Source organism: Nocardioides aromaticivorans (assembly GCF_013408525.1).
Lineage (GTDB): Bacteria > Actinomycetota > Actinomycetes > Propionibacteriales > Nocardioidaceae > Nocardioides > Nocardioides aromaticivorans.
Genome location: NZ_JACBZM010000001.1, coordinates 1,606,327 through 1,624,205 on the forward strand (window position 1 = coordinate 1,606,327; position 17,879 = coordinate 1,624,205).

Annotated in this window: 17 protein-coding genes; 2 read left to right on the forward strand and 15 right to left on the reverse strand. The window is 71.3% G+C overall.

Annotated elements, in window-relative coordinates:
* Window positions 1-118 precede the first annotated feature (118 nt).
* Window positions 119-880 carry a TetR/AcrR family transcriptional regulator gene (locus BJ993_RS07540; RefSeq protein ID WP_179648278.1) on the forward strand — a complete coding sequence of 254 codons (762 nt, stop codon included), beginning with the start codon at window positions 119-121 and terminating at the stop codon, window positions 878-880.
* Window positions 881-944: 64 nt separating this feature from the next.
* On the opposite strand, the gene BJ993_RS07545 is transcribed toward BJ993_RS07540, so the two are convergent.
* From BJ993_RS07545 to BJ993_RS07580, 8 genes are all read right to left on the reverse strand, one after another.
* The gene (locus BJ993_RS07545) at window positions 945-1,697 is read right to left on the reverse strand and encodes a LolA-like protein (protein WP_179648279.1); all 753 of its coding nucleotides are present in this window, start codon (window positions 1,695-1,697) and stop codon (window positions 945-947) included.
* A 38-nt stretch (window positions 1,698-1,735) separates the two neighbouring features.
* Window positions 1,736-2,428 (reverse strand): NAD-dependent deacylase, encoded by a 693-nt coding sequence (locus BJ993_RS07550; RefSeq protein ID WP_036549092.1) that lies wholly within the window; start codon window positions 2,426-2,428, stop codon window positions 1,736-1,738.
* 222 nt (window positions 2,429-2,650) lie between these two features.
* Window positions 2,651-3,106: a PaaI family thioesterase gene (locus tag BJ993_RS07555; RefSeq protein WP_179648280.1), complete on the reverse strand. Its 456-nt coding sequence runs from the start codon at window positions 3,104-3,106 to the stop codon at window positions 2,651-2,653.
* A 134-nt stretch (window positions 3,107-3,240) separates the two neighbouring features.
* Window positions 3,241-4,431, reverse strand: coding sequence for an elongation factor Tu (gene tuf, locus BJ993_RS07560; protein ID WP_036549097.1), 1,191 nt, complete (start codon window positions 4,429-4,431; stop codon window positions 3,241-3,243).
* A 353-nt stretch (window positions 4,432-4,784) separates the two neighbouring features.
* Complete coding sequence (locus BJ993_RS07565; protein WP_179648281.1) at window positions 4,785-5,504, reverse strand: calcium-binding protein; 720 nt, start codon at window positions 5,502-5,504, stop codon at window positions 4,785-4,787.
* 89 nt (window positions 5,505-5,593) lie between these two features.
* Complete coding sequence (locus BJ993_RS07570; protein ID WP_179648282.1) at window positions 5,594-6,940, reverse strand: NAD(P)/FAD-dependent oxidoreductase; 1,347 nt, start codon at window positions 6,938-6,940, stop codon at window positions 5,594-5,596.
* Complete coding sequence (locus BJ993_RS07575; protein WP_179648283.1) at window positions 6,937-7,695, reverse strand: transporter; 759 nt, start codon at window positions 7,693-7,695, stop codon at window positions 6,937-6,939. The genes BJ993_RS07570 and BJ993_RS07575 overlap by 4 nt, the downstream gene beginning before the upstream one ends.
* A gap of 26 nt (window positions 7,696-7,721) precedes the next feature.
* Window positions 7,722-9,191, reverse strand: a complete 1,470-nt coding sequence (locus BJ993_RS07580; protein ID WP_179648284.1) for an MFS transporter — start codon at window positions 9,189-9,191, stop codon at window positions 7,722-7,724.
* Window positions 9,192-9,377: 186 nt separating this feature from the next.
* Between BJ993_RS07580 and BJ993_RS07585 the strand changes: the two genes are divergently transcribed.
* Window positions 9,378-10,013, forward strand: a complete 636-nt coding sequence (locus BJ993_RS07585) for a TetR/AcrR family transcriptional regulator (RefSeq protein WP_179648285.1) — start codon at window positions 9,378-9,380, stop codon at window positions 10,011-10,013.
* 69 nt (window positions 10,014-10,082) lie between these two features.
* Here the strand turns inward: BJ993_RS07585 and BJ993_RS07590 are convergent, their stop codons facing one another.
* From BJ993_RS07590 to BJ993_RS07620, 7 genes are read right to left on the reverse strand one after another with little or no spacing between them, the layout of a single operon-like run.
* Window positions 10,083-11,540, reverse strand: a complete 1,458-nt coding sequence (locus BJ993_RS07590; protein ID WP_179648286.1) for an aldehyde dehydrogenase family protein — start codon at window positions 11,538-11,540, stop codon at window positions 10,083-10,085.
* Window positions 11,541-11,553: 13 nt separating this feature from the next.
* A complete protein-coding gene (locus BJ993_RS07595; protein WP_179648287.1) occupies window positions 11,554-12,651 on the reverse strand; it encodes a Zn-dependent alcohol dehydrogenase in 1,098 nt (365 codons plus the stop codon).
* Complete coding sequence (locus BJ993_RS07600; RefSeq protein ID WP_179648288.1) at window positions 12,648-13,406, reverse strand: enoyl-CoA hydratase/isomerase family protein; 759 nt, start codon at window positions 13,404-13,406, stop codon at window positions 12,648-12,650. Before BJ993_RS07600 ends, BJ993_RS07595 begins: the two co-directional genes overlap by 4 nt.
* 2 nt (window positions 13,407-13,408) lie before the next feature.
* The gene (locus BJ993_RS07605) at window positions 13,409-15,001 is read right to left on the reverse strand and encodes a class I adenylate-forming enzyme family protein (protein WP_218864629.1); all 1,593 of its coding nucleotides are present in this window, start codon (window positions 14,999-15,001) and stop codon (window positions 13,409-13,411) included.
* Window positions 14,998-15,783, reverse strand: a complete 786-nt coding sequence (locus BJ993_RS07610; protein ID WP_179648289.1) for a gamma-glutamyl-gamma-aminobutyrate hydrolase family protein — start codon at window positions 15,781-15,783, stop codon at window positions 14,998-15,000. Before BJ993_RS07610 ends, BJ993_RS07605 begins: the two co-directional genes overlap by 4 nt.
* Window positions 15,780-17,135, reverse strand: coding sequence for a glutamine synthetase family protein (locus BJ993_RS07615; protein WP_179648290.1), 1,356 nt, complete (start codon window positions 17,133-17,135; stop codon window positions 15,780-15,782). The genes BJ993_RS07610 and BJ993_RS07615 overlap by 4 nt, the downstream gene beginning before the upstream one ends.
* Complete coding sequence (locus BJ993_RS07620) at window positions 17,128-17,784, reverse strand: hypothetical protein (RefSeq protein WP_179648291.1); 657 nt, start codon at window positions 17,782-17,784, stop codon at window positions 17,128-17,130. The genes BJ993_RS07615 and BJ993_RS07620 overlap by 8 nt, the downstream gene beginning before the upstream one ends.
* Between the last annotated feature and the right edge of the window lie 95 nt (window positions 17,785-17,879).

Below are 17,879 nucleotides of genomic sequence, written 5' to 3' on the forward strand. Positions count from 1 at the left end.
TCTCCTCCGGGTTCGGCCCGAGTGCCAGTGAAACTGCGTCAGTTTCGTTAACGCCGTTAACCGTAAACGGTGTAAACTCGCCGCGTCAAGTGCTCTCCCCCACCACCCGAGGAGTCCTGTGGGCCAGTTGCGCGCGCCCGTCACCCGCCGCGAGAAGCAGCGCGAGGCGACGTACGACGAGATCGTGGCCGTCTCCGCCCAGCTGCTCGCCGAGGGCGCCGACCTGTCCCTGCGCGCGGTCGCGGGGCGGATGGGGATGACCGCCCCGGCGCTCTACCGCTATGTCGCGAACTACCAGCAGCTCGTCGACCTGGTCGCCTTCGAGCTCGACAAGGCGGCGACCGCGGAGTGGGCCGCGGCCGCCGAGCGCTTCACCGAGGACGACCCGGCCGCCCGGCTGGCGGTGGCGTGCGTGCGCTTCCGGAACTGGGCGCTCAGCAAGCCCCGCGAGTTCGCGCTGGTCTTCGCGAACCCCATCGCCGAGGCCGACAGCCAGCGCCGCGAACTGCTCACCGTCTCGACGTCGGGGCACTTCTTCACCGACCTGCTCTGGCAGATCTGGGAGCAGCGACGCTTCCCGTTCCCGTCGCTCGACGAGCTCGACCCGGTCATCCGCGACGCCGTCCTCGACCCGCTCATCCCGGCCCGGGCGGAGCACATCCCGGCCGAGGACCGCGGCCTGCTCTGGATCTACATGCGCTCGTGGTCGGCGCTCTACGGCGTGGTCACCCTCGAGTCCACCGGCCACTGCGACCCCCGGGTGATCGAGTCCGGCCAGCTCTTCCGTGCCACCGTGCTCGACTGGCTCGAGCCGCTCGGCCTCGGCGACGACCGGGAGCGGCTGGCCGCGATCATGGACGAGGAGCTCGCCCGGCGCTGACCGCCGGAAACGACGCGACCCGGCGCGTCGTACGCGCCGGGTCGGGTCGGTGGAGCGGGTCGGGTCAGTTGAGCTTGGCCAGGTCGAAGATCTCGCCGGCCGCGGGCTTCTCGACCTCGAGCGGCTCGTCGAAGCGGCTGAAGCCCATCGCGCCCTCCTCGGGGACGTCGAAGCGCACGAAGTAGTGCGGGTCCTCGGCCGCGACGTAGGCCGTGCCCTGGTTGCCGTCGTCGGAGGTGAAGGCGATGGTGACGGTCTCCTTGCCGGAGACGTCCTGCGTTCCGGTCACCTTGGAGTCGTCGCCGGCGATGTCGTCGGAGTTGAGGTCGGACAGCAGCTCGTCGAGGTCGCAGAGCTCGGCGAAGCCCTCGGGGTCCGAGGAGTCGGTCGTCCACTTGTCGCCGATCAGGCCGGTGATCACCGACGCCTGCTCGCCGCCCTGGCTCTTCCAGAACGCGTCGTCGGCCTTGAAGTAGGAGACGCCCTCGACGGCGATGATGTCCATCGAGCCGACGCCCTCGATCTGCATGGTGCCCTCACAGTCGCCACCGCGGCTGACGGTGACGTCCATCAGGATCTTCTGGCCCTCGTCGTCGACGATGTTGCCGGCGAGGTGGACGGTCTCGAGGGCCTTCATCGCCGCCTCGACGTCCTCGCCGATCTGGTCGACGGGGGTGTCCTCGTAGTTCGAGGTCTGGCTCGACTCGCTCGACTTGTCGTCGCCGGCGGAGTCGGAACCCTTGCTGTCGTCGTCGCCGCAGGCGGCGAGTCCGAGGGCGAGGAGGGGCAGCAGTGCGATCGAGAGTGCAGGGCGCATGGCGAAACGGTAGCCGCTGCGGCGCCTGCGACCGGTGATCAGGTCCAGAGGACCTCGCGCGTCCAGGCGGGCACGAGGTCGCCGGCGCGGCCGTGCCGGGCCTCGTGGAAGAAGTGGGTGCCCTCGCTGGGCTCCAGGTTGAGCTCGAGGGTACGGGCGCCGTGGCGGCGCGCGTGCTGCACGAAACCGGCAGCCGGGTAGACCGCCCCCGACGTACCGATCGAGACGAACATGGTGGCGTCGGTCAGCGCGTCGGTGATGCGGTCCATCTCGTAGGGCACCTCGCCGAACCACACCACGTCCGGCCGCAGGTCGTGCACCCCGCAGCCGGGGCAGGCGGGCTCGTCGAGCAGGGTGCCCGTCCACGGCGAGGCGACCCCGCAGGAGCGGCACAGCGCCTTGAGCAGCTCGCCGTGCATGTGCACCACCCGCGTCGACCCGGCCCGCTCGTGCAGGTCGTCGATGTTCTGGGTGACGACGAGCAGCGCGTCGCCCATCGTCTCCTCGAGCTCGGCCAGTGCGCGGTGCGCGGCATTCGGCTCGACCGTCGCCAGCGCGGCCCGGCGCTCGTCGTAGAAGCGCTGCACGGTCGCCCGGTCGCGCTCGAAGCCCTCCGGCGTCGCGACGTCCTCGACGTGGTGGCCCTCCCACAGCCCGTCGGCGTCGCGGAAGGTCGGCACCCCGCTCTCGGCGGAGATGCCGGCACCGGTCAGGACGACGATCTGGGGCACGACCGGAGGCTACCCGTCGTACCCGTGACGGGCGTCACCCGTCCCACCCCCGCCCGCCGACTTGCCACTCTTACCGGCCGAGTTGCCACTTCGGCCGATCGAGTTGTCACTTCGGTGGATCGAGTTCCCGAGGCTGCGGACGTGCGCGCAACTCGACTCGGATCTTCGGCCAGTCGACCCAGAAAAGTGGCAAGTCGCCGGCGAAACGGGGCAAGTCGACGGTCAGTGGAAGATGCGGCTGGTGACGGAGGCGGTGGCGACGAGGGTGTGGTCGGCGTCGTGGACCGCGACCTGGGTGTGGGTGCCGGTGCGGGTGCGGTGCACGACCTTCGCGGTCGCGACGAGGTCGGAGCCGGCGACGGCGAGATAGGCGACGTCGAGGTGGGTGGTCGCGCCGCCGGTCGCTGCGTCGGCGGAGGTGAGGCCGGACGCCGAGGCCGACGCCCCGGCGACGTCGACGAGGGTCGCGACGACGCCGCCGTGGAGTACGCCGGGGACCGTGGTCAGGTCGTCGCGGAAGCGCAGTCCCAGGCGGACCTCGTCGACGCCCGCGTCGAGGACGGTGATGCCGACGTGCCGGGCGATCGGCGACGCCGCGAGCACGCCCTCGATCCACTGCCGGGCGAGGGGGTCGAGCGGGTCGAGCCGGCCGGGCTGATCGGTCGTGACGGCGGACATGGGGCCTCCTCGGGGCGGGCTGGCGGGGTGAGTCTCCGAGGGTGGCCGACCGGGCGTCGTACCGTCGATGACGTGGGAGGTCATGGCTGCGCCCGGCACGCATCTCGTGCGTGCCGGGCGCAGCACCTCGTGGGTCAGTCCTCCAGCAGGCTGGTGACCGTGCCCGCGGCCACGGTCCGGCCGCCCTCACGGACGGCGAAGCCGAGGCCGACCTCCATCGCGACCGGCTTGCCGAGCTCGACGGTCACCTCGACCGTGTCACCCGGCATCACCAGCGCGACGTCCCCCAGGTCGATCCCGCCCGACACGTCGGTCGTGCGGAAGTAGAACTGCGGGCGGTAGTCGGCGGCGAACGGCGTGTGCCGTCCACCCTCGGCCGCGGTCAGCGCGTGCAGGTTCGCGGTGAACCTGGCGTGCGGGCGGACCGAGCCCGGTACGGCGAGGACCTGCCCGCGTCGTACGTCCTCACGACGCACGCCGCGCAGCAGGACGGCCGCGTTGTCGCCGGCCTGGACCTCGTCGAGCGTCTTGCCGAAGGTCTCCAGCCCGGTCGCCACGCTGGCCACCGTCGGGCCGAGCCCGACGACCTCGACCGTGTCGCCGACGCGGAGCGAACCCCGCTCGACCGCACCGGTGACGACCGTCCCGCGGCCGCTGATGGTGAGCACGTTCTCGATGGGCATCAGGAACGGCTCGCCGAGCTCGCGGTCGGGGACGGGGACGTAGTCGTCCACGGCCTGCAGCAGGTCGACGATCGACTGCGTCCAGCGCGGGTCGCCCTCGAGGGCCTTCAGCCCGGAGACCCGGACCACGGGGACCTCGTCGCCGGGGAACCCGTACTCGCCGAGCAGGTCGCGCACCTCCAGCTCGACGAGGTCGAGCAGGTCCTCGTCGTCGACGGTGTCGGACTTGTTGAGCGCGACGACGAGGTACGGCACGCCGACCCGCTGCGCCAGGAGTACGTGCTCCCGGGTCTGCGGCATGGCGCCGTCCTGCGCCGACACGACGAGGATCGCGGCGTCCACCTGGGCGGCGCCGGTGATCATGTTCTTGACGTAGTCGGCGTGGCCGGGCATGTCGACGTGGGCGTAGTGACGGGTCGCCGTCTCGTACTCCACGTGGGCGATGTTGATGGTGATCCCGCGCTGGACCTCCTCCGGTGCCCGGTCGATGCCGTCGAAGGCGACGAACGAGTTGCGGGTCGGGTCGGCGTCCGCGAGCACCTTCGTGATCGCGGCGGTCAGCGTGGTCTTGCCGTGGTCGACGTGACCCATCGTGCCGATGTTGAGGTGCGGCTTGGTCCGCACGAACTGGCTCTTGGCCATGGTGGTGCTTTCTGTGAGTGATGCGTCGGCAGGACGTCGTGGCGCGGCGGCATGCCAGGGCCGCGCGCCCGGGACCGGGAGGAGACGACCCTCCTCCTTCGGTCCCGCTGGGGCGGGAGGAGGGTCAGCGTCGCGCGCCGGCCAGCTTCACGTTCGCGGCGTCGGCGCACGGCGCAACAGCCGACAGGACGACTGTCGGGAGTGCGGTGCGGGCGGCGAACATGCGGGTCACGGTAGGCAACAACGCGGGCGGGTGCCACTGGATTCCCGAGCGGTACGGCGGCGGACGCCGACCGACCGCGCACCGTCGACGGTGCGCGGCCGGTGGCCCGGGAGCCGGTCCGGAGGACGGCTCAGTGGATCGTGTCGGTCGCGTTCTTGTTGGTGACCGCGACGTCGAAGTTGTCGACGTCCACGTCGTCGCGGTGGGCGGCGTCGTGCTCGATGACGTCCTTGACCGCGAACTTGTCCTTGCCCTGGCCGCCGACGAGGTGGTCGTAGGCCGGGGTGACCTCGTGCGACTCGAGGGTGTCGTCGCCGTACTGGCCCTCGAGCCAGTCGACGCCCTCGTAGCCGTTCAGGTAGTCGTTGCCGTCGCCGCCGTAGAGGTCGTCCGACCCGTCGGCCACGTTCGCGCCGGCGTAGCTGATGAGGACGTCATTGCCCTCCTCGCCGCGGAGCACGTCGTCGCCGGCGCCGCCGTTGACGGTGTCGTTGTCGAAGCCGCCCATGACGAAGTCGTTGCCGGAGTCACCGAAGACCTGGTCGGCGCCGCTGCCGGTGTAGAGGTCGTCGTTGCCGGTGCCGCCGTAGACGGTGTCGGCGCCGGTGCCGGAGAGGACCTCGTCATCACCGCCGAGGGCGTAGATGGTGTCGTTGCCGGAGGTGCCGATGATCTTGTCGGCGCAGCCGGTGCCGTAGGTCGTCACGCCGGGCTTGGCGAAGACGAGGTTCGGCTCCGAGCCGCAGGTCCCGGCGTGGGCGGCGGTCGAGGTGGCGGCGAGGCCGGCGAAGGCGGCGGCGCCGGCGAGGGCGAGCTTGGCGGCGATCTGGATGCGGGTGGAGCTGGTCATGGCAGTGGTCCTTGCGTGAGGTGGTCGGCGCCGGGCGGGTGCCGGGCTCACGGGTAGGAGCGCCGCACGGCGCCGACCTTGCAAGAAACTCAGGCCATTTCTCGCGCACCCTTCCGCGCATTGCGGCGACTGCCGTTGACCATGTCGTTGAAGCGGTCGACGGCCCAGATGGTGCGGAGGCCGGCGCGGCCCATCATGACCGGCCGCGGGAACCTCGGCTCCTCCTGCCAGATCGTCTCGAGGTCCTCGTGCCGCTCGCCGTCGACGATGGCGTCGGCGATCAGCGTCCCGACGTACGGCGCCTGGGCGAGCCCGTGCCCGTTGCAGGCGATCGAGTAGTGGACGTCGTCGCCGATCCGGCCGGCGAGCGGCAGCCAGGAGGAGGTGATCGCGATCCACCCGCCCCACGCGCGCTCGACCGCGACATCGGCGAGCGACGGGAAGCGCCGGGCGAAGGCACCGGCCAGCTCCTCGACCAGCCCGGGGTCGGGCGTCCGCTCCGGCAGCGGGTACGACGTGCCGCGCTCCAGCCGTCGTACACCGAAGACGATCGTGCCCCTCGGCGTGAGCCGGTAGTTCTCCATGATCGCGTGCTGCGTGACCAGCCCCATCCCACTGGTCCAGCCGAGGGCCTCGATGCGCCCGGGGTCGATCGGCTCGGTCTCGACCTCGATCACGTAGATCGGCACCGAGAGGTGCTTCGGGGTGATGTCCCACTCGCCGGCGAAGGCGTTCGTCGCGAGGACGACCTGGTCGGCCCGCACCTGTCCGCCCGACGTCGTCAGGACGATCTGCCCGCCATCCCGCACGACGTCGGTGACCTTCGTCTGCTCGAAGACCCGCGCGGCGGAGTCGAGCAGGACCCGGCGCATGCCCAGCGAGAACTTGCCCGGGTTCATCCGGCCACCGACCGTCTCGCGCATCCCGCCGACGAAGCCGCGCGGGATGCCGAGCTCGGCAGCGGTGCCGACCTCGACGTGCCCACCGGCGCGGGTCACGATCTTCGCGACCCGGCGTACCCGCCCCATCTGTCCGCGGGAGACGGCGGCGAAGGCGTTGCCCGTCGCCTCGTACTCGCAGTCGATGTCGTGCTTGGCGATGAAGTCCTCGACGTGATGGGCGGCGTTCTCGGCGAGCCGCATCATGCCGGGCATCTTCTTGCGGGAGAGCAGGTTGAGCAGCTGGAGGTCGCCGCCGGGGGCGCCGGCCAGCTGGCCGGCGTTGCGCGAGCTCGAGCCGTGGCCGCAGAACTCCGCCTCCACCAGCACGACGTCCTGGCCGCGCTGCGCGAGCCGCAGGGCGGTCGACATCCCGCCGATGCCACCGCCGATGACGGCGACCTGGCAGGTCACGTCGCCGTCGACGGCGGGCCGCAGGTCGGTGGGTGCGTCGACCCAGCCGCTGAAGGACTCGTAGGTGACGCCGTCGGTCCTCATGCCCGCACCGCCTTGCGGTGGTCGTCGGCCGGAGCGATGCCCGATGCCTTGTTGTGGTCGTCGAGCGCGCGGTAGGCGAACAGGTAGGTCAGCATCTGCAGCCCCCACACGGTCAGCGCGAACGTGTAGAAGAGCGCGCGGTCCTCGAGCGGGTCGACCGAGTCGGGCAGCGGGAAGAAGTCGTAGGTCAGCGCGATGGCCGTCGCCGCGAGGCTGACGGCGAGCGTCGCGACGGCGACCCGGGTGGCTCCGATGTCCCACAGCCGCTTCACGAAGTACAGCAGGAAGGCCAGCGTCACCAGGTTGACCACCAGGTAGAAGGTGGCCGGGCCCTGGTGCAGGACGAACTCACCGTTGGCGTCAACGTGGGCGCGGTACTTCGGCTGCGCCAGGAACAGGCCGCTGCCGATCGCCAGCGCGAAGATGCCGAGCTCGACCGCCAGGCTCGCCTTGTAACGGTGGGTCACGGCCATCAGGCCGACCACCAGCAGCAGCGTGATCCCGATCGATCGGGAGAACGCGTCGAGGAAGAACGCGAAGGCGTACTGCCCGCTCGCCTCACCACCCTCCGGGTCGTCCGCGAAGCGCAACGCCCACACCAGGAAGTTGGTGCCGGAGGTCGCCACGATGCACCACTCGATGCCGAGCAGGTAGTTGCGGTGGTGCTTGAGGAAGCGCCAGCCCGCCCAGTAACCGCACACGATCATGACCAGGTCGGCGACCAGGAAGGTCAGGCCGTAGATGTCTTCTTTCATGACAGTTCCTTCGTTCGTTGGGACGGTCAGGCCACGACGCCGCCGGTACGACGCCGGCTGCGGTTGGTCGAGACCAGGACGGTGAGCACGACGGCCAGGGCGAGCGCGCCGGCGAGCCAGTAGCCGACGCCGTACAGGTTCTCGGCGGCGACCTCGAGGGTGGTTCCGGGAACCGGCACGAGCGAGGCGCTGAGGTCGGCGCTGACCAGGGCGGTGCCGAACGCGAAGCCGACGGCGAGGAAGGTGCCGGCAACGCCGGTCGCCATCCCGGCCTTCTCCTCGGGGACAGCCAGCTGCACCAGCGTGAAGCCGGCGGCGTAGCCGATGCTGCAGCCGAGTCCGATGACGGCGGCGCCGACGAGGTAGTGCCACTGCTGGTCGTGGGCGAGGGCGAGCCAGGCCAGGCCGGCCGCGCTGATGAGCGCGCCGCTCACGAAGACCGGGACCACGCGGCCGTTGTTGACGGGGCGGTCGGCGATGGCGCCACCGACCACGAAGGTCAGCGCGAAGGGCAGCATCAGCCAGCCGGTGTCGAGCGCGCTCAGGCCGAGACCGTAGGCGTCCACGGGGCGCAGCGCCGCGGGGATGATCTGGGCATAGGTGCTGACGAGGAGCAGGAAGGCGGCGTTCACCGCGGCGAACAGGGTGATGCAGATGCACGACGCGGTGACGAGGGGCGCCTTCATCAGCGCGACATCGAAGACCGCGTTCGACGACCGGCGCTCGACCCGGAACCAGGCGATGCCACCGACCACACCGAGCACGAGCGGGATCAGGGCGGCGTTCCCCCACACCAGGCCCTGGGTCAGCGTCAGCAGGATCGCCGCGACCCACGCGATCATCCACACGGTGCCGACCACGCCGATGCGCCCGCCGCGCTCGGCCGGCGGGAGGTGCGGGATCAGCAGGTACGACGCGACCGTGGTCACCGCGCCGATCGCGGTGAGGACCACGAAGAAGCTCTGCAGCGAGAGGGTCTGCACGATGAGACCGCCGCCGATCATCCCGGCGACGATGCCGACGCCGGTGCCGATGACCAGGACCGCGACGGCGACGGTGATGCCGCTCTCGCCCAGGCCCCGGCGCAGGAACCCGAGGGGCAGCACCTGGGCGGCCCCGCCGAAGCCCATCAGCGCGCAGCCGACCAGCAGCGTCGGGTAGGAGTCACCGATCGCCGGGACGAGGGCGCCGACGGTGAGGAAGGCCGCGGCGGCGACGTTGGCGTTGCGGTCGCCGTGCAGGTCGGCCAGGCGGGGCAGCAGGATGAATCCGGCGCCACCACCGAGGGTGAGGACCGTGTAGAGCCAGGTCACCTCGGCGACGGTGGCGAGGCCGTACTGCGCCTGGATGACGGGCAGCAGCGGCGGAAGGATGAAGATCACCGCGTTGGTCAGCACGACCAGCAGGGATCCGATGCCGACGAGCGTTGCCCGGCCGGGCTCACGGCCTCTCGTCGTACGACGGCCGGTTCCGGCTGCCTGTTGGGTCTGGGACATGACTGGTCTCCGATTCGGGCGGTGGTGTGATCCGGCTCATACGGTACGCCGAAGTTAGTCATCCAATCAAGATGTATGACCAAGATGTTTGACCAAGTTCCTAGCCCGTCGCGCGGGAGGCTCTGGTAGGGTCTGGTTGACTTAGACAAGCGTCCTAGTCGGGGCGCCCGATCACGGAGGCCGCCGATGGCACGGATTCCCGTCGCCCAGCGACGTCGCGAGCTCGTTGAGGCGGCGGTGGAGGTGATCTCCACCCATGGGATCGACGGCGCCACCACGCGCCGGATCGCCGACCAGGCGAAGGCGAACGTCGCGATGGTCCATTACTGCTACGACTCGAAGGAGGACCTCTTCGCCGATGTCTTCGAGTTCGTCGCCGGCAGGTTCCGCGAGGTCATCGAGCAGAGCGACCCGCACACGACGGTGCTCGAGACGGCCCAGGCGATGCTGCGCGGTCTCATGGAGTGCTACTGCGACTCGCCCAGCTTCGCTGCGACCACGATCGAGCTGATCAACTGGGCCCGGCGCCAGCACGGCGATCGCGGGATCGCCGTCTACGACCAGGCCCTCGGCGCCGGCCTCGAGGCCATGCGCCGGGTCGCCGCCGCGGAGGGCGTCGCCGACGAGGTCGTCGAGGACATTCCCTACGTCGTCGGGGCACTCTCCGACGGCTTTGCCATCAACTTCTTGACGTACGGCGACCGGGAGGCCGCCGATGCCCTGATGGACGTCACGGCCTCGGTACTCGAGAGCTGGCTCTCGGCGCGGCTCGGAAGCGCCGCCGCCAAGCGCCCGCGACGCAAGCGCGCGGCCAGCGCCTGAGGCACCGACCGCGCGCCGCGCCCGCGGTCACAGCGACACGGTCACAGCGACACGGTCACAGCGGCAAGGTCACAGCGGCAGGTCGGGCGAGTCCACGCCCACGACCCGGTCACCGCAGAACACCCGGACCGACTCGTTCGGCCCATGGCCGCCGATGCCCGACGGGCCCCAGAAACTCTGGGCCGAGTCGTCGCCGAGGTCGGCGATCTTCGCGCCGTTGACCCGCACCTCCCCTGCCACGACCCGCGCGCCGACCTCGATCGCCCGGTCGGTGTCGGTGCCGAAGACGTAGGCGTCCAGGCCCGACGGGTTCGCATTCGCGATCCGCAGGGCGTCCTCCGCAGAGTCGACCCCGTGCACGGAGACCACCGGGCCGAACAACTCCGCGGTCGCCTGTGCCGCGTCAGCACCCACGGCCACGGTCGGCGAGAGGAAGAACCCGCCGAGATCGGGCAGGCGCGCCGGCTGGTGGATCTCGGCGCCCAGGCCGCGCAGGCCGTCGATCCGGGCCTGCAGGGTCTGGAAGTGCGGGGCGTTCGAGATCGGACCGACCTGGCTGTCCTCGTCGAGCGAGTGGCCCACCACGAGCTTGGAGACCCGCTCGGTCAGCGCCTCGACGAGCGGCCCGACGAGGGCCGGCGGCGCGAGCACCTTGCCCGGCCCCTCGCACCACTGTCCGTTGAGCTTGGTCATCCCCTCGAGGATGCCGTCGGCGGTGACGTCCACGTCCGCGTCGTCGAGTACGACGACCGGGTTGTTGCCACCCAGCTCGAGCTGCAGCACCTTGAAGTCCTCCGCTGCCGCCCGAGCGATGGCACGGCCGGCGCCGGGCCCACCCGTGAAGGAGACGATCTTGACGCGCGGGTCGCCGGTCAGCCGGGCGCCGACGTCACCGGTGCCGTGCACCAGCTGGAGCGCACCGGACGGCAGGCCCGCCTCGACGAAGCACTCGACGACGACCTGGGCGCTGCCCGGCGCGTGCTCGGAGGGCTTCAGGATGACCGGGCAGCCGGCCGCGACCGCGCTCGCCACCTTGGCCGCCGGGATGAAGCTGGGCCCGTTCCACGGCGTGAGGATCGCGGCCGGACCCCACGGCACCTTGTGGAGCCGGACGTCGCGGCCGCCGGCGTCGAGGGCCGTGACGCGAGGGATCGCGCGCAGGTCGGCCGCCGAGGCGCGGATCCGGTGGGGCAGGAAGGCCGCCACGAGGCGGGTGACGCCGATCGGCGTACCGCTGGTCAGGGCGTCGGTGCGGGCGATGTCCTCGATCCGCGCCTCGACGAGATCGGCGACCCGGTCGAGGACGGCCGCGCGCTCGTGGCGCTCCTCCTCGCCCCAGGGACGGGCGTCGTACGACTGCTCGGCGTGGCGCAGCGCCCGCTCGACGTCGTCGGCCGAGGTGGACACGAGCCGGTGGACCGGCTCCCGGGTGTTGGGGTCGACATTCCAAGCGTCGCCGGTCGTGCCCTCGCACCACTCGTCGGCGATGAAGTTGACGGGCTGCGGGATGGTGATCTGGTTGCTCATGGGAGTCCCTCTCTCAGGCCCGCAGGTCGACGACGATGCGGGTGACGTCACCGGACTTCATCTGCTCGAAGCCCTCGTTGATCTCGGCGAACGGGACGACCCGGGTGACCATCTCGTCGAGCAGCAGCCGGCCCTGCTGGTAGAGCCGGGCGAACTGGGCGATGTCCTCGCGGGCCTGGCCCGAGCCCATGTAGGAGCCGATCAGCCGCTTCTCCTGGAAGAAGAAGTCGAGCGCGGGCACCGTCAGCTCCGTGCCCATCGGCGCGATGCCCACCAGGCACGCGGTGCCGGTCGGACGGAGCAGGGCGAGCGCCGTCTCCGCGGTCCGGGCCGAGCCGACCGCCTCGAAGGCGTAGTCGACGCCGTCGCCGAGCAGGCGGTGCAGCTCCGCCACGGTGTCGCCGTCGCCTCCGTTGATGGTGTGCGTGGCGCCGTACCCACGGGCGGCCTTGAGCCGGTCGTCGTCGAGGTCGATGGCCACGATCGCGGAGGCGCCGGCGAGCCGCGCGCCCTGGATGATCGCGGAGCCGACCCCGCCGCAGCCGATCACCGCGACCGTGCTGCCGGGGCGCACCTGCGCACCGCGGAAGACCGCGCCGACGCCGGTGATGACGCAACAGGACAGCAGGCAGCCCACGTGCAGGGGGACGTCGTCGGGCAGCTTCACCAGCGCGCTCTCGCGCAGCAGGATGTGCTGCGAGAACGCACCGATCGCCGCGAGCCGCTCGATCGGGCGCCCGTCCACGGTCTCGAAGGCGGGCCGCTGCCGCAGGCGCACCTCGTCCAGCCGCAGGCACTGGGTCGAGTGCCCCGCGTCGCAGTTGACACAGCCACCGCACGGCGGCGTCAACGCGCCGGTGACGCGGTCGCCGGGCCGCAGCGAGGTGACGGCCGAGCCGACCGACTCCACGATGCCCGCGACCTCGTGGCCCACGACGACCGGGAGCTCGGTCGGCACGGTGCCGGTCATGTAGTGCAGGTCGCTGTGGCACAGGCCCACGTTGGTCACCGCGATCCGCACCTCGTGCGGCGCCGGGTCGTCCACGCGGATGTCGGTCAGCTCCAGCGGTGCGCCGATCTCGTTCAGGACGGCGGCTCGGGTGGTGATCATGCGGTGGCCTCCTCAGCCTTGGTGGTCCAGAAGCCGGCGACGCCGGCGGTGAGCAGTCCGCTCGTCCACGCCTCGTGGGCGGCGGCGTCCTCGCGCTCGAACGCCGCCTCGACCTCCGCGAGCAGCGGCCGCAGCAGGGCGAGGTGGAGCGCGGTGGTCCCGCCCTCCGGCGTCCAGGCGTGGACGATGTCGATGGCGCGGTCGAGCAGGGTGTCGGGATCGACGACCTCGTCGAGCAGGCCGATCCGCAGCGCCTCGTCCGCAGGGACGCGCGGCGACGCCAGCACCATGCGCATCGCGTGGTTGCCGACGAGGCGGCGCAGCAGCAGGCTGGTGGCGTTGGAGATGGTCAGCCCACGCCCGTTCTCCGGCTGGAAGTACGACGTCGCGGGCGTCCCGATCCGCGTGTCGCAGCACAACGTGATCTCCGAGGCACCGCCCACGGCGATGCCGTTGACCGCCGCGACCACCGGCACCCGGGTCTCCAGGATCGCGCGGGTGATGTCGTGGAAGCTCTCGAACGCGGCGTGCACCTCCTCCTCGGTGGTCGGCGCCTGGCTGAGGTCCTCGCCGGCGGAGAAGGCGCGGCCCCGGCCGGTGAGGACGATGCCGCGCACCGTGTCGCCGGTGCCGTGCTCCCGGATCAGCTCGGCCAGCCGGAGCCGGGTGATGACGTCGAGGGCATTGAGCTTGTCCGGACGGTCGAGGGTGAGCACGGCGACGTCGCGGACGACGTCGGAGGTCAGGGAGGTCATGGTCAGCTCCTTCGGGGAGAGAAGTCGTGGGTGGTCCCGGGCTGTTCGGCAGCCCGGGCCTTGAGCGCGGGCTTCGAGACCCGCTCGGAGGGCGTGCGCGGGAAGTCGGCGACGAACTCGACGTACCGCGGCACCTTGAAGCGGGCGAGCTCTGCGCCGGCCCGCGTCACGATGTCCTGGGCGGTGGCACGGTCGGCGCGGACGCCCTCCCTGAGCTGGAGGAACGCCTTGACCTCCTCACCCAGGACCTCGTCCGGCTCCGCGACGACGGCCGCCGAGACGACCCGGTCGTCGCGCTCGAGCACGGCCTCGACCTCCGCGCAGGCGACGTTCTCGCCACCGCGGCGGACCATGTCCTTGATCCGGCCGACGATCTGGATGCCGCCGTCGGGCCGTCGTACGACGAGGTCACCGGTGTGCAGCCAGCCGTCGCGCAGCGTGCTCGCGGTGGCGTCGGGCCGGTGCCAGTAGCCGCTCATCATCGGCCGCCCGGAGATCACCAGCTCGCCGGGCTCACCGGCCGGCACCTCGCCGGCCGCCGGGTCGGCGGGGTCGACGACGCGCACCTGTTTGGTCGGCACCGGCCGGCCGAGGCTGCCGCTCCCGACCGAGGCGGTGTCCTCGAACGCGCTGTAGAGGTCGATCCCCGACTCGGTCATGCCGTAGACCTCGCGCCAAGGCGCACCCCACCGCTCCTCGAGCTGGGCGTGCAGGGCGACCGGAATGGCCGAGCAGAAGACCGCCCGCAGGGCGTTGTCGCGGTCCTCGTCGGCCGGTGGCTGCTTGAACAGCAGGGTCGGCATCGAGCCGAGGACGTAGACGAAGGTGGCCCGGTGCCGTCGTACGTCGGCCATGAACGTCGACGCCGAGAATCGCGGCAGCACGACGAGCGGCGCAGCGACGGTGAGCGCCACGGCGGTGTTCCACTGGGGGTCCATGTAGGAGAACGGCTGCGCCGTCAGCAGCACGTCGTCCCTGCCGAGCCCGGCCGTGCCGGAGCAGAGCCAGCCCAGCCGCACCCAGTAGTCGTGGGTCAGCATGCACGCCTTCGGGAAGCCCGTCGTGCCCGACGTGTACTGGAGGTTGGCCAGCGTGTCCGCGTCGACGACCCGGTCCGGCGCCGTCGCCGGGAAGGGCTCGGAGCCGTCCTCGGCGACGTCGAGCACGTCGACCTCCAGCCCCTCCGCACGGGCCACCTCGGCGACGAGGCCGACACGCTCGGCGTCGGTGAGGACGACGCGGGCGCCGGAGTCCCGCAGGACGAAGGCGAGGTCGGCGCGCTGGTACGAGCAGTTGACCGGTACGACGACCGCCCCCGCCTTGAGCGCCGCGAGCCAGCCGACCGGCCAGTGCACGACATTGGGCAGCATGATCGCGACCCGGTCGCCGGGACGGACCCCGTCGACCTCGATCAGGCGGTGTGCGAGGCGCGACGTCCAGGCGTCGATCTCGGCGAAGGTCCACGACCAGTCGCCGAAGCGGAGGAACTCGCGCTCACCCGAGTCGGCCGCGCGCTGCGCCAACAGCCCGGTCAGGGTGGGGATGGTCGGGTCGGCCGCCATCGGGGCGGCGTCGACGAAGGGATGGAGGCTCACGGGTGACTCCTGTTCTCGAGCAGGCGGGTCGCCTCCCGGACGACCCAGGTCAACGTCGGGTCGGCGCTCTTCATCCACTCCGGGTGCCACTGCACGCCGAGGACCGGGTGGCCGGGCACCTCGATCGCCTCGACGACGCCGTCGGAAGTGCGGCCGGTCACGACGACCCCCACCCCGCAGCGGTCCACGGCCTGGTGGTGCCAGGAGTTCGTGACCACGTCGCCGTCGAAGAGTCCGGCGACGATGGACCCGGGCTCGAAGGAGACGAGGTGGTCGACGGTCCCGTCGGTGGGGGCCGTCTCCGCGGAGAGGTGGCTGATCGCGCCGGGCGGCAGGTCCGCGACGAGCGTGCCGCCGAGCGCGACGTTGAGCACCTGCAGGCCGCGGCAGACGCCCAGCACCGGGATCCCCCGGTCGAGGGCCGCCCGGACCACAGCGATCTCATAGTCGTCGCGCTCGCGGTCGTGGACCATCGGGTTGGTCCGCGGGTCGATGCCGCGGACCACCGACGTGTCGCCACCCCAGCAGGCCGGATGCATGTCCTGGCCCCCGGTGACGACCACACCCGTCAGCCAGTCGCACACGGCCTCGGGGTCGGTGTCGTAGGACAGGTGCACCGGCAGCCCGCCGGCCTCGGCGATCCGCGTCGCGAAGTCCGACATCGCGGTGTCGATGCACCGGTCGCCGTACCTCTCGTCGGAGCCCTCGATCAGGGAGAGGCGGAAGCGGCGTCCGGTGATGCCGATCAACGGCCGCCGTGCGGCCTCGCTGCGCGCGCTCACGGGAACTCGAAGTAGCGCCGGGACTCCCACGCGGAGAGCTCTGCTAACGGGTCGCCGCCCTTGGTGTGGAACTCCATCCACTCCCAGCGACGCGACGCGACCCAGAAGTCGACGAACTCGTCGCCGAGGTACTCCCGCAGCAACGGGTCGGCGGCGAGCGCGGCACCGGCCTTCGACATGGTGTCGGGGATCCGTTCCACGCCCGAGCTGTCGGGCAGGGCCCAGGCCATGTCCGTGACCTGCGCCGGCGGCTCGATCTGCTTCTCGATCCCGGCGAGGACGCCGGCCAGCACGACGGCGATCGCGAAGTAGGGGTTCACGTCGGCGCCGGGCAGCCGGTACTCCAGCCTCGAATACTTGGGGTGGCCCGTGATCGCACGGACCGCGGCGGTCTTGTTGTTGACGCCCCAGCTGATCGTGGTCGGCGGACCGGTGAGGTCGACGAGCCGGCGGTACGACGTGATCTGCGGCATCACGATCGAGGTCGCGCCCGCCATCGTGGCGAGCAGGCCGCCGACAGCGTGGCCCATCACCTCGGAGAGGCCGTCCTCGGCGAAGAACTGGTTCACCCCGTCGCTCTGGAGGGAGATGTTGATGTGCGCGCCCTGACCGAAGCCGGCGGTGGGCTTGGCCATGAACGAGACCGTGTGACCGAGCTCGTGCGCGACCTCGCGCATCACCTGCCGGGTGCGCGCCCAGCTGTCCCCGAGCCGGACCGGGTCGGTCGGCGCGATGTTGAGCTCGGTCTGGCCGGGCGCCGCCTCGTCGGTCCACGCCTCCCAGCCGATGCCCACCTCGTCGAGACGGTCGACCACGGCCTCCATGTAGGAGACCCAGTCGCTGGACCTGGCCAGGTGGTACGTCGCCCCGGTGCTGCCGCCCAGCGGAGTGAGGTCGCGGTAGCCCCGCGCGCGGGCCTCCTGGACGGACTCCTCGAAGAGGGTCGCCTCGATCTCGACAGCGGCGGTGGCGGTGTAGCCATGGCCGGCGAGTCGGGCCACGAGCCCCTTGACGAGGTTGCGCGGGCAGATCGGGACCGGCCTGCCATCCTTGAGCCAGTAGTCGCCGATCACCGAGTCCAGGCCCGGCTTCCACTCGACGAGAGTGGTCAGGTCCGGGACCATCGCGATGTCGTAGAGGTTGCCGCGCCACTCGGGGAAGGCGTCGCCGAAGACGATCTCGTTGCCGAGGTCGATCGCGAACAGGATGTCGGCGAATGCGAAGCCGCTCTCCTTGCCGGCCTCGAACTTCGCCGGCGACACGTTCTTGCCGAGCAGGCTGCCCTCGTGGTTCGTCGCCTCGAGGCGGACGGCCTTGCGGACGGTGGTGCCGGTGGTGGCGGTCTCAGACATCGAAGCGGACCTTCCAGGAGGCAGCCGTCATCACGGACAGCTGCGAGAGGGTGCCCTGGATCCGCACGCCGGCGGCCAGGGAGACGAGGAGGTCGTCGGCGCCGCTGAAGATGCCGGCGAGGAGGTCGGCGGGGCCGGCGATCCCGTAGGTCGTCGTACCCTCACCGAAGCGGTCGTGCTCGGAGCCGTCCGGGCCGACCGCCTCGACCACCAGGACGTCCGGTATGCCCGGGATCTCGCGGGTGGCCGCCCAGAAGCGGCGCGCGGCCTCGCGCCAGTGCGGGACCGGCGGGGTCAGTGCCTGCAATGCTGCGGCCGCCAGGACGCCGTCGCCCTCAGGCTCCTGCGTGAGCGCGAAGCGCGCGTTCAGGTCGACCACGACGGTCGCGCCGGGCTCCGGCTGCGCGCCGGACGCCACGTCGATCGTCCCGCCGCTGAAGGCGATGGTCGCGACCTGCGGGGTGTCGTGGGAACGGACCACCACGGTCCCGACGGTCGTCTCGAGCACCTCCTGGGCATGACCGGAGTGCAGTGCCTGCTGCAGGGTCCGTCCGACCAGGCGCGCCAGCGGAGTGGCGTCGTCCTCGCTCACGACCCGCACCACCCCCGGTCGCGTCGGTGGCGCGGTGATCGTCGTGGTTGCTGCCATGCGCTCGGTCCTCTCAAGATCGCTCAGTCAGTGTCTTAGTCACACGACTAAAATGCTTGACCATGATGGTGAGGGGGATCACGGTGCGCTGTCAA

Coding starts and splice junctions, on each gene's coding strand:
- BJ993_RS07545 (WP_179648279.1), bottom strand. CDS start 1,697: ATGCGCCCTGCACTCTCGATCGCACTGCTGCCCCTCCTCGCCCTCGGA.
- BJ993_RS07555 (WP_179648280.1), bottom strand. CDS start 3,106: ATGTCCGCCGTCACGACCGATCAGCCCGGCCGGCTCGACCCGCTCGAC.
- tuf (WP_036549097.1), bottom strand. CDS start 4,431: ATGGCCAAGAGCCAGTTCGTGCGGACCAAGCCGCACCTCAACATCGGC.
- BJ993_RS07565 (WP_179648281.1), bottom strand. CDS start 5,504: ATGACCAGCTCCACCCGCATCCAGATCGCCGCCAAGCTCGCCCTCGCC.
- BJ993_RS07570 (WP_179648282.1), bottom strand. CDS start 6,940: ATGAGGACCGACGGCGTCACCTACGAGTCCTTCAGCGGCTGGGTCGAC.
- BJ993_RS07575 (WP_179648283.1), bottom strand. CDS start 7,695: ATGAAAGAAGACATCTACGGCCTGACCTTCCTGGTCGCCGACCTGGTC.
- BJ993_RS07580 (WP_179648284.1), bottom strand. CDS start 9,191: ATGTCCCAGACCCAACAGGCAGCCGGAACCGGCCGTCGTACGACGAGA.
- BJ993_RS07585 (WP_179648285.1), top strand. CDS start 9,378: ATGGCACGGATTCCCGTCGCCCAGCGACGTCGCGAGCTCGTTGAGGCG.
- BJ993_RS07590 (WP_179648286.1), bottom strand. CDS start 11,540: ATGAGCAACCAGATCACCATCCCGCAGCCCGTCAACTTCATCGCCGAC.
- BJ993_RS07595 (WP_179648287.1), bottom strand. CDS start 12,651: ATGATCACCACCCGAGCCGCCGTCCTGAACGAGATCGGCGCACCGCTG.
- BJ993_RS07600 (WP_179648288.1), bottom strand. CDS start 13,406: ATGACCTCCCTGACCTCCGACGTCGTCCGCGACGTCGCCGTGCTCACC.
- BJ993_RS07615 (WP_179648290.1), bottom strand. CDS start 17,135: ATGTCTGAGACCGCCACCACCGGCACCACCGTCCGCAAGGCCGTCCGC.
- BJ993_RS07620 (WP_179648291.1), bottom strand. CDS start 17,784: ATGGCAGCAACCACGACGATCACCGCGCCACCGACGCGACCGGGGGTG.